Raw genomic sequence first — 15275 nt, forward strand, 5'->3', positions numbered from 1 at the left:
ACCGAAACATTATATTTCTAACAAGATTTTGGCTCTTTTTTTGAGAGTGGAGGAGGAGATAGGGGAGTAGTAGACAGTATTCTTGGTGACGACAATAGACTTCGCTTCCTCTTCACCAATGCGCTCCAGCTTCTTATCCTGCTGGGAATGAGTCATAAATTGCTTCGACACCTTGGAGGACTTCTCAATCGATATATCAAATATAGCAATCAACTCTGAGGATCGAATAATTTTCTCTCCGCCCAAATGAATATACATGGTCTTCCTCCGCTCTTTATAGCTCCACTGTGCCGCCGTGCACATGATACAGGCTTGCGCCTTTTAATTTATCGGCATTCAGTCCCTCTACACCGGTGGCGGTGATGAAGGTCTGTACCTTGCTTTGAAATGTTTCGATAAGCTGGGTCTGACGATAGGGATCAAGTTCGGACAAAACATCATCAAGAAGCAGCACAGGATACTCTCCGATCTCCTCATGGATCAGTTCAATTTCCGCCAGCTTGAGCGATAAAGCTGCCGTACGTTGCTGTCCCTGGGAACCGTAGACCTGAGCTTCTCTTCCGTTGATAAAAAAGGACAGGTCATCCCTATGGGGACCCGTCAGCGTCATGCCGCGCCTGATTTCCTGATCTCTTGTTTGTGATAACTTTAACATAAATTTGTCCAATAAGACAGCTTCATCTTCCTCTTCGCGCTCACCGAAAGAGGGGACATAGAGCAGTTTGAGCTCTTCTCCGCCGTTTGTAATGCCGCGATGGATGCTTTCTGCCCATATCTGCAGCTTCTTTATGAATTGTTTCCTTTTTTTGACGATTTTAACACCATGCTCTATAAGTTGCGCATCCCATATCTCCAGAAGTTCCTTGCCGGCAGCTTCTTTTCCCCATAGCTGCTTCAGCAGATTCCCTCTTTGGAGCAGCACCTTCTGGTATTGCTGCAGGTGAAACAGGTAGCTGGGCTGGACCTGGCCAATCTCCATGTCAAGGAACCGGCGCCTGATGCCCGGGGTGCCTTTGACAATCTCGAGATCCTCCGGAGCAAACATCACCACATTCAGTGAACCTACGAATTCACTAAGCCGGCGCTGCTCCAGTCCGTTAATTCTGGCTTTTTTGCCTTGGGGTGACAGGGTAAGCTCCAGCTTAAGATCACCGTATTTGCGCTCCACTTCGGCCACAATCTGTGCGGAACCTGCAGGAGCATCGAAGGATATGAGTTCCTTGTCCTTGGAGGTACGGTGGCTTTTGGTCATCGCCAGGACGAACAAAGCCTCCATGAGATTTGTTTTGCCTTGGGCGTTCTGACCGAGAATGAGGTTCACATCACCCAGGCTCTCCAGACGCAGCAGCCCATAGTTGCGGTAATACTGCAGACCGATATTTTTGACAAACAAGACCCTGTGCCTCCTTGGGTGTACTACTCTTTGACTCCGCCGCCTTCAACCTCGAATACGCCGTTATCCTGTACCTCTATCTTATCACCCGGGTAGAGCTTTCTGCCACGCCGTTCTTCTTTCTCCCCATTCACTTGTACGTGCCCTTCCTGCAGCAGCGCTTTGGCCATGCCGCCTGTGGATACACAATCCGCCAGTTTCAAAAACTGGTCCAGCTTGATATATCCACTGTGGATAACTATTTTTTTCATCTTTTTTGTCCTTTCCACCACTTATCCACAGGCCATGGACAGGGCATTAATTGGTTGTGCGGTAAGGCAGAATGACGTACAGGCTGCGACTCTCGTCGAGCGGTCTGAGGATAATCGGACTCATCATGCCGGTAAAGGCAATCACGAGCTGCTCACTCTCCACAACCTTCAGCACATCGAGCATATATTTGGAGTTGAAGGAGATCCGCAAAGGCTCACCTTTGAAATCAATTACTTCAAGTTCTTCCCGGACTTTCCCCAGCTCTGATGAGCTGGAAGAAATCTCTACGTCGCCATTCTCAAGAGTCTGCATCCGGACGATGTTCGTTTTTTCTTCACGGGACAGCAAATAAGCGCGGTCAATCGATTCGCTGAGTTTTTTTGTATCAAGAGTTAGTTCTGTTTTGTAGGTGGTTGGAATAATTCTAGAAGTATCCGGATAAATTCCGTCCAGGATCCGCGAATAGAACAGCACTTTGTCGATTTTGAAGAGGACCTGGTTATCCGCAACGACAATATCCACCAGCATATTCTGATCCGGGATAATTTTGCTGAGCTCGTTCAGCGTTTTGCCGGCAATAACAATATTCGCAAACTGAACATTCTCTGTACCTTCCAGATGTGCTGCTCTTGTTGCCAGACGGTGGCGGTCGGTAGCCGTGAACTTGAACTCGTTATCGGCAAGATTCCAGAGAATACCTGTCAGAATTGGTGTTGTCTCTTGGGTAGAGATGGAGAACGCGGTTTGTTTAATCATATTCTTCAGCAAATCGCCTGGCATTGAGATGGTTTCATTCTCCTCAATGCTTGGCAGAACAGGGAATTCTTCAGGGTCCAGGCCAACAATCTGAATCTCCGTAGATCCGGAAGAGATATAGGTTTGAAAGCCCTCTTTGACTTCCATGTGAATTTCTTTGGAGGGAAGCTTCTTGATGATCTCGACAAAGAACTTGGCTGGAAGCACTACGCTGCCGGGCTGTTCCACTTTTACGATCGTATGGCTGTCATTCTCGGCAGGGATGAAGGATTGGATTGAGATATCCGTGTCGCTTGCCGTCAATGTTACTCCCTGGTGGCTAACCTCAAGCTTTATTCCGGTCAAAATAGGGATGGTTGTTCTGCTCGAGATCGCCTTGGAGACATGGCCTATAGATTCGTTGAGTTCATTTTTGAGAATGCTGATTTTCATGATTTCACTCCTAGCTGAAAAATTGGGAAATGGGTGTACGTTTGACCTCTTTGAAACCTGCTCTTAGAAGATGAATTATTATAGTTATTTAATAGTATTAGTAGTAGGGGCTCCGTTTATGTGGATAAGTCGCTAAACAGCATAAAATTAAGCCTACCCACATGTGTATAGATTGTGTATAGGCTCTTTGTTCCTCTTAGGAAGGATTTTTAATTTTCTCCGCAAGATTATTTACCACTTTGTACAACTCCTGGTCTACCTTTAATTGCTGCGTAATCTTCTCATGGGCATGGATAACTGTCGTATGATCGCGCCCTCCGAAGGCTTCACCGATCTTGGGAAGCGAATAATCCGTTAATTCGCGGGAGAGATACATAGCAATCTGCCTTGGAAAAGCAACAGCCTTCGTACGTTTCCGTGCTTTGAAATCCTCCATGCGCAAATTGTAGTATTCGCCGACTTTTTGCTGAATATCGTTGATGGTAATCATCTTCGGCCGGCTGGAGGGGATGATATCCTTCAGCGCTTCAGCTGCCAGATGCGTTGTCACATCCTGGTTAGTCAATGATGAATAGGCCACAACGCGGATCAGCGCACCTTCAAGCTCGCGGATATTCGTGTCGATCTGATTGGCAATGTACATCATCGCTTCATTCGGGATATCCAGGTTCTCCGCCTTGGCTTTCTTACGGAGAATCGCGATACGTGTCTCCAGATCCGGAGGCTGAATATCGGTGATTAGTCCCCATTCAAACCGGGAACGCAGCCGTTCTTCCAGTGTGGGAATCTCCTTGGGCGGCCGGTCGCTTGAGATGATAATTTGCTTGCGTTCTTCATGAAGAGCATTGAACGTATGGAAAAATTCCTCCTGCGTAGACTCTTTGCCGGCCAGGAATTGAATATCGTCAATCAGCAAAATGTCAACGTTGCGGTATTTGTTACGGAAGCTTTCGCCGCGGTTGTCACGGATGGAGTTGATGAATTCATTCGTAAATTTCTCGGACGAGATGTAGATAACCTTATTGTTGGGGTTATGCTCCAGCACGTAGTGCCCGATGGCATGCATCAAGTGGGTTTTCCCGAGACCCACGCCTCCGTACAAAAACAAAGGATTGTAAGCTTTGGCAGGCGCTTCGGCTACAGCCAGCGAGGCTGCATGCGCAAAACGGTTGCCCGAACCGATCACGAACGTATCAAAAGTGTATTTGGGATTGAGCAAATGCGTCTGTGCTTCTTCGCGTGAAACTGCGGGAGTGGGCGCCATTTGTTGAACTATTGGCTCAGAGGGTTTGTTCTCTTCAATTACAAATTTGACGTCAACCTGTTGTCCGGTGACCTCATAAACCGTTGCTCCTACCAATTTGGTGTAGCGACTTTCCAGCCATTCTACGGCAAAAGTTGTAGGCGCCGAGATAATAAGAGCCTGGGGGCTAAACGTTAAGGCCTTGGTAGCCTTAAACCAGGTATCAAAGCTCGGCTTGCTTAGTTTGGTTTGAATAATCGATAAAATTTGCTGCCATAATTCGGAAGTATGGCTGTCCACAGACTGTCACTCCTTTAAATCTTCCAAATGTGGCATCAGCCATGAAGTGGAAATGTCGAAGAAAATGGGTTGTTGCTGAATCTTATCCCCAATATGCAATATCAAGAGACAAAAAAATATGGATAAATTTGAATTGTTCACAACTTTATCCACAGCTTGTTGATAATATAGAGAACAAACAAATCTATTCACATTCAAAAGTAATACCATCATAGCAAAACCCCCCTTGTTTTTCAATGAGCCACGCTATTTTATCCACAAATTCAATCACTTGTGTATAATTTTTAGGAACACCACTACATATTGTTGATAAATTGTTTACCGTTCGACAGTTTCCGTCATGGCTTCGATATTTTTATACACAGGTTGTGCTCAGTTGTGAGCAGTCGACTATTTTTTTTGATCACAGGTGGATAACTATAATGTCCTGTGGATTACTTTTTGAGACAAAAGGGCTGTGGATAAGACGCGGAGGCCGAATTTTGGAGGGACGGAAGCAATCTGGGGATAGATAGACAGCAGCAGTTGAAGAGACCTGTGGAGAAATAAAAAAGAGGGAGGAAGGGGACAAGGTTGACTTTTGCCTTGATTATGTGTTTAAATATATAAAGGTGTTTTCTGTGAGGATATGTCTCCAAATTTAATTGATAATACTTGTAGATACTGTCCCTACTCTAAGGACGGCTTAGTCCGTTTCTGCTTATATGACAGTAATTAAGTTCCTGTAAGGGAGGTGCAATACATGAGACCGACGTTCAGACCGAATGTGAGCAAACGCAAAAAGGTGCATGGTTTCCGCAAAAGAATGAGCACGAAAAACGGCCGCAAAGTGCTGGCAGCCCGCCGCTTGAAAGGCAGAAAAGTTTTGAGTGCGTAAGTTAGGCCACTTAGGGACCACTGCGGTGGTCCTTTTTTACAAGATGAGAATTCAATGGGGTCCCCATAAAGTACCTGAGTAATCATCGAAGCAAAGCCCCACTTTGTGGGGTTATTTTACATGGGATCCCCGCAAAAGTTACGGATCACGCTTCACTACAGAGCCGCACTTTGCGGGGCTTTTTTTGATTGTTATATAAGGAAGGAAGAGGATGCCCGGCATTTTTCCCTTCTATATATAGCGCAGAATTGGATGCATCTCCTCAGAGCGGGAGGACCACTGTTATTCTGCAGCTGCAACAATAAAAGTTTGGCTCTGCAGAGGATGATAGCGCTACTGCGGGGTTTTTTTGAAAGATGAAAATGTATACGCTTTGCATTATGAAGGAGCCTTATCTTTCCGCTGAAACAGATGCCGTTTATGGCATCACCTGAATGACTATACTAATTAGAAGATGAAATTCCGGAGCTTACGCGAAATCCGGTATTTGAATAGGAGAGTCCCGTGCACAAAAGTCTACGATTACGAAACCGTGCCGACTTCAGCCGCGTATACCGCCATGGGAAGTCATTTGCGAATCATCAATATGTGGTGTACTGGTTTCCCAGAAAAGAGGTGGAGCGTTTCCGCGTAGGTATATCTGTCAGCAAGAAGGTTGGAAACGCCGTGGTACGCAACCGTATGAGGCGGCTGGTAAAGGAAATTGTCCGTCACCATGAGCCGGAAATTATCGGGGGTCTGGACATCGTGTTCATCGTAAGAAAAGGAGCTCTCTCCAAGGATTACGGCGAGCTCGAGAAAAGCGTGCTGCATGTGCTTCGCAAAGCCAAGCTGCTCAAGGCTTTGCACAAGTAAGAGGGGCACAGGGGGCTTGTTTATTTGTATCCATAATTATGTTATGATTTACGGTGCAATGGAATGTTTATGAGAGGGGTTTTGAAGTGTCTCTAATGAAGACTAAGCGAGGAAAAATGTTTCTTCTCCTCGGGTTAATGGTTCTAATGATTGCTGTTCTGTCGGGGTGTTCTCCGTCTGGGGCGGCATCAGTGACGCACACTACGGAAGATTTGAAAAATGGAGGCTTCTGGCAGAGTAATGTCGTCTATTATTTCGCCATTGCACTGGATACTTTCGCGAAGTGGTTTAATGGCCAGTACGGATTAGCCGTACTTGTAATGGTTATCATTGTGCGTACGTTAATTTTGCCGCTTACCATGAAACAGGTTAAGAGTTCACGTGCGATGCAGGCCATCCAACCGGAACTTGAGAAGATTAAGAAAAAATATAAAGATGAGCCCGAAAAGGTACAGCAGGAAACGATGCGCCTGTTCCAGGAGAACAAGGTAAATCCGATGGCAGGCTGTCTGCCGCTGATCGTGCAGATGCCGATCTTCATCGCCCTGTACAACTCGATCTATTACAACCCGGATCTTAGATTGCATGACTTCCTGTGGCTGCAGCTCGGCAAGCCCGATCACCTGTTCATTCTGCCGCTTCTTGCCGCTGCTACGACATTCATTCAGACCCGTATGATGACCAAAATGAACCCGGTACAACAGCAGGGTCCAATGCAGTTCATGATGATGGTATACCCGGTTCTGATTTTCATCATGTCCTACAACTTCCCGTCTGCGCTTCCGCTGTACTGGTTCTATAGCAATCTGTACACCATTATTCAGAACTACTTCTTGTACCGCAACAACGATAAACATAAAGCGGCTATTGCCGCTGCAAGTGCCACCGCTAACGCTACTGCGGGTAACGGCAAAGCCAAAGAAGTGAATTTGACGAAGAGCAAGAACAGCAACAATAACGCCCGCAAAGATGTTACTCCTGCTGCAAAAGGTAATAGCAGCAAAGGGAAGAAGGGGGTCAAAAAGTCAAAATGAGCAAAGTCGTCGCGACAGGGAAAACCATTGAAGAAGCTGTAGAACGGGGACTTAACCAGCTTGGAGTTCAGAAGGACCGGGTAACGGTCAACGTACTTGAACAGCCGTCAAAAGGATTCCTTGGATTGATCGGTGCGAAGGGAGCCAAGGTAGAATTGACCTTGATCTCTGAAGCCGCACCGGCATCAGCGGCGAGTGCTCCGCTACTGTCTCAGCAGTCAACAAGAGAGAGCAAACCAGAGGCGATCAGCGGCGTACCGCGCCAGGATTCCGGACAACCGGTGGAGGAAGCTTACCAACAGGCCGTTCATTTCATTGTGGATGTCGCCAAGAGCATGGGGCTCGAGGTGGAAGTTGAAATCGTTCATACCAAGGAATCAACTGTTCTGCAAATATCCGGTCCGGATCTCGGGCTGCTGATCGGCAGAAGAGGACAAACTCTCGATGCTCTGCAGTATTTGGCTAATATTGTTGCCAACCGCTATTCCGACAGCTTCATCCGCCTTGTGCTGGATGCGGAGAACTTCCGTGAACGCCGCAAGAAGACGCTTGAGGAATTGGCGGACCGGCTCGCGGGACGTGTAGTCCGGACCCGTAAAGAGGTCGTCCTGGAACCCATGTCCCCGCAGGAACGCAAGATTATTCATTCCAGATTACAAGATCACCGGCAGGTTAACACGCTTAGCAAGGGTGAAGAACCGAACCGCCGCGTCGTTATAACATTGAAGTAGATCTATATGCCGCAATGACTCCTTGACCTATGCGAGGAGTCATTGTTTTTTTGAAATATAACAATTTATATGGTTCGCGAAATATATTACCCTTATATTTCCCGCTGAAACGTATGCCGTCCTTTGGAGGACGGCTTAACCGTTTCCACTTGAAGATACAAATAAGAAAAGATCAAGTCAGAGGTGAATAACAACATGCTTAGTGACACTATTGCTGCTGTATCGACGGCTCTGGGCGAGGGCGGAATTGCCATCATCCGGGTTAGCGGACCGCAGGCTATCAGCCAGGTTGCTCCATTGTTCCAAAGCCGTATCCCCCTTACGGAAGCTGAATCCCATACTGTGCATTATGGACATATTGTAAGTCCGCTGGATGGGGAGCGGATGGAAGAAGTGCTGGTTACGGTTATGAAGGGACCGCGTTCTTTTACAACGGAAGATGTAGTGGAGATCAGTGCCCATGGCGGCGTAATCTCTGTAAGAAGAGTGATGGACCTGCTGCTGCAGCAGGATATCCGGCTGGCTGAGCCGGGGGAATTCACCAAACGTGCTTTTCTGGGCGGACGGATTGATCTTTCGCAGGCGGAGGCTGTTATCGACCTGATTCGTTCCAAATCAGACCGTGCCTTCTCGGTTGCGCTTAAGCAGGTTAGCGGTTCTCTATCCGCACGGATTCATGAGCTTCGGCACACTCTTATTGAGATGCTGGCTCATATTGAAGTGAACATTGATTATCCGGAACATGATGTGGAATCCTTAACTGCCGATTTCATCAAGGACAAGAGCCAAGAGGTTATGGAAGGCATTAACAAGCTGCTTCGTACAGCTAATGAAGGAAAGATTCTGCGCGAAGGGATTACAACAGCAATTGTAGGCCGGCCTAATGTCGGCAAATCCTCCCTGCTTAACGCGCTTGCCCGCGACAACAAGGCGATTGTAACCGATATTCCGGGAACAACGCGTGATGTAATAGAAGAGTATGTTACGATTAATAATATTCCCCTGAAGCTGCTGGACACTGCCGGTATCCGTGAAACGATGGATGTGGTAGAAAGAATCGGTGTGGAACGTTCGAAGGCGGCTTTTAGCGATGCGGATCTGATTCTGCTGGTGCTGAATGCCAATGATGAGCTGCATGAGGATGAACTGGCACTTATGGAACAAATCCACGGTAGACAAGCCTTGGTCATCATGAATAAAATGGACTTACCGTCCCGTCTGGATACGGATAAGCTGCGCTCTTTTTTTGACGAATCGAGCATTGTACCGATGTCTGTGCTGGAAGAGGAAGGACTGGATAAACTGGAAGAGGCGATCTCGGCACTCTTTTTCGGAGGCAAGCTGGAGTCGGGTGACTTGACTTACGTAAGTAATGTAAGACATATTGCCCTGCTGAAGAAGGCGCATAAATCACTTCAGGATGCCTACGAAGCTGCGGAGATGCTTATTCCTATAGATATGATACAGATTGATGTGCGTCTGGCCTGGGAGCAGCTCGGTGAGATCGTTGGAGATACGGCTGCGGATTCTCTGCTGGATCAGATTTTCTCGCAGTTCTGCTTAGGCAAATAAAAGGAGGGAACAGTTATGAATTATGATGGAGGCAGCTATGATGTTGTCGTCATTGGCGCCGGACATGCCGGCTGTGAAGCGGCTCTGGCTGCTGCACGGATGGGCTGCCGCACACTGATGATCACGATTAACCTGGATATGGTGGCCTTCATGCCATGTAATCCATCCATTGGCGGACCCGCCAAGGGCCATGTAGTGCGTGAAATTGATGCGCTGGGCGGGGAAATGGGCCGCAATATAGATAAGACTTTCATTCAGCTGCGGATGCTTAATACCGGGAAAGGACCTGCTGTCCATGCACTTCGTGCACAGGCAGACAAGTTCCTCTATCAGCATGCGATGAAGGAAACGATGGAAAAGACGCCAAACCTGACACTGCGCCAGGGCATGGTGGAAGAACTGATTGTTGAGGACGGCCGCTGTGCCGGGGTTGTTACGAAGACCGGAACCATATATCACAGCAAAACTGTTATCCTGACGACCGGAACCTATCTGCGCGGCAAAGTGATTATGGGTGAACTGACTTATGAGAGCGGACCGAACAATCAGCAGCCGTCCGTACGGTTGTCGGAGAATTTGCGTGAGCTTGGATTCGATCTTGTCCGCTTTAAGACAGGAACACCACCGCGTGTGCATAAGGACACGATTGATTTCTCCAAGACAGAAATCCAGCCGGGCGATGATAAACCGAAATTCTTCTCTTTTGAAACCAAGTCATCAGATAATGAACAGCTGCCTTGCTGGCTGACTTACACATCACCGGTCACACATCAGATTATTAATGACAACCTGCACCGGGCACCGATGTTTACCGGAATTATTGAAGGAACAGGTCCTCGCTATTGTCCATCGATCGAAGATAAGGTCGTGCGGTTCAGCGATAAATCACAGCATCAAATCTTCCTTGAGCCTGAAGGTAAAAACACATCGGAATACTATGTACAAGGTCTGTCTACAAGCCTCCCTGAGGATGTACAACTGGCAGTGCTGCGTTCCATTCCCGGCATGGAAAAGGTTGAAATGATGCGTAACGGCTATGCCATTGAATATGATGCGATGGTTCCAACACAGCTCTGGCCTTCCCTTGAAACCAAACGGTTGCCGGGACTGTTCACAGCAGGGCAAATCAACGGTACCTCCGGTTATGAGGAAGCTGCAGGGCAGGGTGTAATTGCAGGCATTAACGCAGCGCGTAAAGTACAGGAGAAGGAGCCGGTGGTGCTTGACCGGTCCCAAGGTTATATCGGTGTGCTGATTGATGATCTCGTCACCAAGGGAACCAATGAACCTTATCGTCTGCTGACTTCGCGTGCGGAATACCGCCTGCTGCTCCGTCATGATAATGCGGACCTGCGCCTGACTCCAATCGGTTATGAAATTGGACTTATTCCAGAGCAACGGTATGAGGCATTCCTTGATAAAAAAGGACGGGTGGATCGTGAAATCATCCGCCTGCAGGAAACGAAGGTTAAACCTGTTCAAGTAAATGAAGCTCTTGCCGGATATGACTCTGCACCGATTGTTGACGGAAGCAATCTGCTGACCTTAATGCGCCGTCCGGAGCTTGCCTACAGCTTCGTAGATATGATATCGCCTGCCCCGGAAGAACTGGACGAAGAGATGAAGGAGCAGGTTGAGATTCAGATAAAGTATGCCGGATATATTGAGAAACAGCTCCAGCATGTTGAGAAGCTGCAGAAGATGGAGAAGAAGAAGATCCCTGAAGATATCAACTACAATGAGATTCATGGACTTGCGATGGAAGCCCGGCAAAAGCTGACCAAAATCGCCCCCATCTCCATTGGCCAGGCTTCACGCATCGGAGGAGTAACACCGGCGGATATCTCGATTTTGCTGGTACACTTGGAGCATTATAACCGTGTGACAGCGGCGAAAGGATAATCTATGGATAATACGGCAGCCCAGTTCACCGCTCTGCTCAAGGAGCGCGGACTACAGCTCTCAACGAAGCAATTAGAACAATTCGAACTATACTTCCAGGAGTTGATTTCCTGGAATGAGAAGATGAACCTTACTGGTATTACGGAAAGAAGCCAGGTGTATACGAAGCATTTCTACGACTCCCTATCTCTGGCTTTCTATCTGGATATGGATGAAACCAAGAGTCTTGCTGATATCGGATCGGGTGCAGGGTTTCCTGGAATCCCGCTGAAGATTTGTTTCCCGCATCTGAAGCTGACGATTGTAGACTCACTCAGCAAACGGATCTCTTTTTTGCAGCATGTATGTGACACCCTGGGCCTGACGGGAGTACAACTGATCCACGGACGTGCCGAGGATGTCGCCAGACAGTTTGTCCACCGTGATGCTTATGATGTGGTGACTGCCCGTGCAGTTGCCCGCCTATCTCTTTTGAATGAATTTTGTCTTCCGTTCACACGTAAGGATGGAATCTTCGCCGCAATGAAGGGAAGCGACCCGGCTGAGGAATTGGCAGAAGCCAGACGCAGTTTCAAGGAACTTCGCGCTGAACTGCAGAAGGTGGAATCCTTCAGCTTGCCTATTGAAGAATCCGCCCGGCATATTATTCTCGTACGTAAGACCGGGGCAACACCAGCGAAGTATCCGCGTAAGCCAGGAGTACCAGCGAAGTCGCCCCTTGTATAATTGTTTCACGTGAAACAATCAAAATCATATTTACGAAACCAGATCAAGCTCATGCAGAATGGGCTTGATCTTTTTTTATGAGATTTGTGGTATATGCCCCCATCAACGGCATTTTCACCTGTGCCATAACATATAACCTCAAGACTGGACCATATAGAGTTTATTTGTGAATAAGGGGACCCAGGGGGACCTTTAGGCAGGAAAAATAGGTCTATATGGAGAATAGGATTATGAGCAGAAAAGTGATAGAATACTATAGTAAGACTTTTTATAGAGAAGACTCTTCTGCTACTCTGTTACTACCCTGGTTACAGAGAAATGAAGGTCAGAAATATGGCTAGGCTGTTCTTGAATTAAAGAGCTGATCAGCGATCTGATTCATTCTTTAATTGTAGGGAAAGTGACTATGAATAGGATAGATGCTTTTCTCACGCTGTACGATAGGCTTTTCGCAAGAAAGGTTAGAAGGATCGTACTATAACGAAATTAGGTGGTTATGAACGGAATGAAAGAACAATTCACCAAGCTTTTTGGATTTACCGAGCGGAGCAGCGGAGAAGAGATCAAACAAATCCCGGTTCATGAGGTTATCAGCAGTCCATATCAACCACGGACGATATTTGATGATGACAAGATAGATGAGCTATGCCAGACTATCAAAACTCATGGAGTTATCCAGCCGATCGTTGTGCGTATGCGTGATTCCCAGTATGAAATCATTGCCGGTGAAAGACGTTGGCGGGCGGTCAAAAAGCTGGGCATGGAGACTATTCCAGCTCTTGTACGCGAATTCAATGATTCACAAGCAGCTTCAATTGCACTGATAGAGAATTTGCAGCGTGAGGGTCTGACTTCTATTGAAGAGGCAATCGCCTATCAGAAGCTGATTGATCTGCATCAATTGACGCAAGAGAGTCTGGCCCAACGGCTTGGCAAAAGTCAGTCAACGATTGCCAACAAAATTCGCTTGCTGAATTTACCGGAAGCAGTCAAAGTTGCACTAATGGAAAGAAAGATCACTGAGCGTCATGCGCGTTCGCTTTTGTCTCTGGACAGTGAAGAGATGCAGATGAAGGTGCTGGCTGAGATTATCTCCAAAGAGCTCAATGTGAAGCAAACAGAAGCACGTATTGCATTCTATAAAGCCGTTACACAGACTAAGAAATCAAAACGGGTATCCTATACAAAAGATGTTCGTCTCGCTCTTAATACCATTCGCCAATCCATAGACATGGTGTCCGGTTCGGGGATGGAAATCAAGACCTCCGAGAATGACCGTGGCGATCATTATGAGATTGTTATTCAAATCCCAAAAAGATAAATGGTTTCAAAAGCTGAAGGCGGCCCTGAGGTGATTGGCCGCCTTTTCTATGACTAGCTCCAGACGTTATCACACATACACTTTATGGATAAGTTAATGTATATTTGTCTACACTTCCCGCACATGTGATGCCGTAGTATACAAATCATTATGCCAATACAACTCATGACCTTACAAGATGATTCTTTCTAACAATTCGAGGTGAAATAAGTGTCCAAGATTATTGCCATAGCAAATCAAAAAGGCGGGGTCGGTAAAACAACAACCTCTGTAAACCTGGGTGCCGGCATGGCTACTTTAGGGAAAAGAGTGCTGCTTGTTGATATTGATCCGCAAGGCAACACTACGAGCGGCGTTGGCGTCAACAAAGCGGATGTAGCAAATTGCATTTATGATATTCTTATTAATGAAGCAAACCCGCAGGAAACGATATTGGAGACCCAAATCGAAGGCCTTCATATCATACCGGCTACTATTCAATTGGCAGGTGCGGAAATTGAATTAGTCTCTACCATATCCAGAGAACTAAAGCTGAAGAAGGCTCTAAATGCGGTCAAGGCGAATTATGATTACATCATCATCGATTGCCCTCCATCATTGGGCATTCTTACCATTAATTCTCTGACAGCAGCGGATTCAGTCATTATACCGATTCAATGTGAATACTACGCGCTTGAAGGGCTAAGCCAACTGCTTAACACGGTAAGACTGGTGCAGAAGAATCTTAACCCTCACCTTAAGATAGAGGGGGTACTGCTCACTATGCTTGATGCCCGGACCAATCTGGGGATTCAGGTGATTGAAGAAGTGAAAAAGTACTTCCAGGAGAAGGTATATAGAACCATTATTCCGCGTAATGTCCGCCTGAGTGAAGCTCCTTCACACGGACAATCCATTATTACTTATGATTCCCGTTCCAAAGGAGCGGAAGTGTATTTAGAGTTGGCAAAGGAAGTGATTTCTTATGAGTAAGCGCCTAGGCAAAGGCTTGGATGCTTTAATACCTTCTTTATCCATTAACGAGGATGACAAGGTTGTAGAAATACCCTTGTCGCAGTTAAGAGCCAATCCGTATCAGCCGCGTAAAGATTTCAACGAAGAAGCTATTCAGGAGCTGGCTGAATCTATCAGACAGCACGGGGTCATTCAACCAATCATTGTCCGCAGTGTATTGAAGGGTTATGAGATCATTGCCGGTGAACGCCGGTTCCGTGCATCCCAGTATTGCGGCAAAGCAACGATCCCTGCGGTAGTCCGCAGCTTAAGCGACCAGCAGGTTATGGAGATTGCCCTGATTGAAAACCTGCAGCGTGAGAATCTAAACGCAATGGAAATTGCGGTTGCATATCAAGGGCTAATGGATCAATTTGCTCTTACCCAAGAAGAGCTATCACTGAAGGTGGGGAAGTCCAGATCCCATATTGCCAACTTCCTGCGGCTGCTTAGTCTGCCGGAGGAAGTGAAGGATTATGTTTCACGTGGAACAATTTCTATGGGCCATGCCCGGGCAATTGTAGCGCTGAAAGATCCGGAGACGATAAAGCAATTAGCTGAACAGTGTGTGGAACAGCAGTGGAGTGTGAGAGAGTTGGAAGAGGTAGTGAAAAACCTCGACCGCAAACCTGCGAATGGGATCAAAGCTAAGGTGGTCAAACGCGATCCTTATATTGATAACGTTGAGGAAGTATTGCGGGAACGCTTCAAAACAACCGTTAAGATTAAGCAAGGTAAGGAAAAAGGAAAAATAGAATTAAATTATTACAGTGCCCAAGACCTGGAAAGACTGCTGGAGTTGCTCGGGAACTGATTTGGATATTTGTGCCGAAAACATATCCTGAGATATCCCTAAAACGGATATGGAGGGATATGTTTTTTAAACGG

The 15275-nt window shown here is 46.9% G+C and carries 15 protein-coding genes; 10 read left to right on the forward strand and 5 right to left on the reverse strand.

What is annotated here, in order from left to right; all coding sequences use genetic code 11:
• Nucleotides 1-9 precede the first annotated feature (9 nt).
• The 5 genes from remB to dnaA form a co-directional block, all read right to left on the reverse strand.
• Entirely contained in the window at nt 10-258 is a 249-nt protein-coding gene (gene remB, locus NYE33_RS04135) for an extracellular matrix regulator RemB (protein ID WP_039295738.1), read from the reverse strand.
• Between the two features lie 16 nt (nt 259-274).
• A complete protein-coding gene (recF, locus tag NYE33_RS04140; RefSeq protein WP_039295741.1) occupies nt 275-1393 on the reverse strand; it encodes a DNA replication/repair protein RecF in 1119 nt (372 codons plus the stop codon).
• 23 nt (nt 1394-1416) lie between these two features.
• Nucleotides 1417-1644 (reverse strand): S4 domain-containing protein YaaA, encoded by a 228-nt coding sequence (gene yaaA / locus NYE33_RS04145; protein ID WP_039295744.1) that lies wholly within the window; start codon nt 1642-1644, stop codon nt 1417-1419.
• Nucleotides 1645-1690: 46 nt separating this feature from the next.
• Nucleotides 1691-2833: a DNA polymerase III subunit beta gene (gene dnaN, locus NYE33_RS04150; protein WP_039295747.1), complete on the reverse strand. Its 1143-nt coding sequence runs from the start codon at nt 2831-2833 to the stop codon at nt 1691-1693.
• A 196-nt stretch (nt 2834-3029) separates the two neighbouring features.
• Nucleotides 3030-4376: a chromosomal replication initiator protein DnaA gene (gene dnaA, locus NYE33_RS04155; protein WP_042132666.1), complete on the reverse strand. Its 1347-nt coding sequence runs from the start codon at nt 4374-4376 to the stop codon at nt 3030-3032.
• 742 nt (nt 4377-5118) lie between these two features.
• Here dnaA and rpmH point away from each other — a divergent pair.
• The 10 genes from rpmH to NYE33_RS04205 all read left to right on the forward strand — a co-directional run bounded on the left by rpmH (nt 5119) and on the right by NYE33_RS04205 (nt 15201).
• Nucleotides 5119-5253 carry a 50S ribosomal protein L34 gene (rpmH, locus tag NYE33_RS04160; RefSeq protein WP_039295761.1) on the forward strand — a complete coding sequence of 45 codons (135 nt, stop codon included), beginning with the start codon at nt 5119-5121 and terminating at the stop codon, nt 5251-5253.
• A 504-nt stretch (nt 5254-5757) separates the two neighbouring features.
• Entirely contained in the window at nt 5758-6108 is a 351-nt protein-coding gene (rnpA, locus tag NYE33_RS04165; protein WP_042140607.1) for a ribonuclease P protein component, read from the forward strand.
• An 86-nt stretch (nt 6109-6194) separates the two neighbouring features.
• Nucleotides 6195-7142, forward strand: coding sequence for a YidC/Oxa1 family membrane protein insertase (locus NYE33_RS04170; protein WP_042140606.1), 948 nt, complete (start codon nt 6195-6197; stop codon nt 7140-7142).
• Nucleotides 7139-7873 (forward strand): RNA-binding cell elongation regulator Jag/EloR, encoded by a 735-nt coding sequence (gene jag, locus NYE33_RS04175; RefSeq protein WP_039295766.1) that lies wholly within the window; start codon nt 7139-7141, stop codon nt 7871-7873. Before NYE33_RS04170 ends, jag begins: the two co-directional genes overlap by 4 nt.
• A gap of 195 nt (nt 7874-8068) precedes the next feature.
• Entirely contained in the window at nt 8069-9445 is a 1377-nt protein-coding gene (gene mnmE, locus NYE33_RS04180; protein WP_042140605.1) for a tRNA uridine-5-carboxymethylaminomethyl(34) synthesis GTPase MnmE, read from the forward strand.
• A 15-nt stretch (nt 9446-9460) separates the two neighbouring features.
• On the forward strand, nt 9461-11347 hold the full coding sequence (gene mnmG / locus NYE33_RS04185; protein ID WP_042140604.1) for a tRNA uridine-5-carboxymethylaminomethyl(34) synthesis enzyme MnmG: 1887 nt from the start codon (nt 9461-9463) through the stop codon (nt 11345-11347).
• 3 nt (nt 11348-11350) lie between these two features.
• On the forward strand, nt 11351-12073 hold the full coding sequence (gene rsmG, locus NYE33_RS04190) for a 16S rRNA (guanine(527)-N(7))-methyltransferase RsmG (RefSeq protein WP_042140603.1): 723 nt from the start codon (nt 11351-11353) through the stop codon (nt 12071-12073).
• Nucleotides 12074-12578: 505 nt separating this feature from the next.
• Nucleotides 12579-13394 (forward strand): nucleoid occlusion protein, encoded by an 816-nt coding sequence (gene noc / locus NYE33_RS04195; protein ID WP_039295780.1) that lies wholly within the window; start codon nt 12579-12581, stop codon nt 13392-13394.
• A 210-nt stretch (nt 13395-13604) separates the two neighbouring features.
• Nucleotides 13605-14366: a ParA family protein gene (locus tag NYE33_RS04200; protein ID WP_042140602.1), complete on the forward strand. Its 762-nt coding sequence runs from the start codon at nt 13605-13607 to the stop codon at nt 14364-14366.
• Nucleotides 14359-15201: a ParB/RepB/Spo0J family partition protein gene (locus tag NYE33_RS04205; protein WP_042140601.1), complete on the forward strand. Its 843-nt coding sequence runs from the start codon at nt 14359-14361 to the stop codon at nt 15199-15201. Before NYE33_RS04200 ends, NYE33_RS04205 begins: the two co-directional genes overlap by 8 nt.
• The last annotated feature ends 74 nt before the right edge of the window (nt 15202-15275 follow it).

Source organism: Paenibacillus sp. FSL R10-2199, from assembly GCF_038000235.1.
Taxonomy (GTDB): Bacteria; Bacillota; Bacilli; order Paenibacillales; family Paenibacillaceae; genus Paenibacillus_AQ; species Paenibacillus_AQ phytohabitans.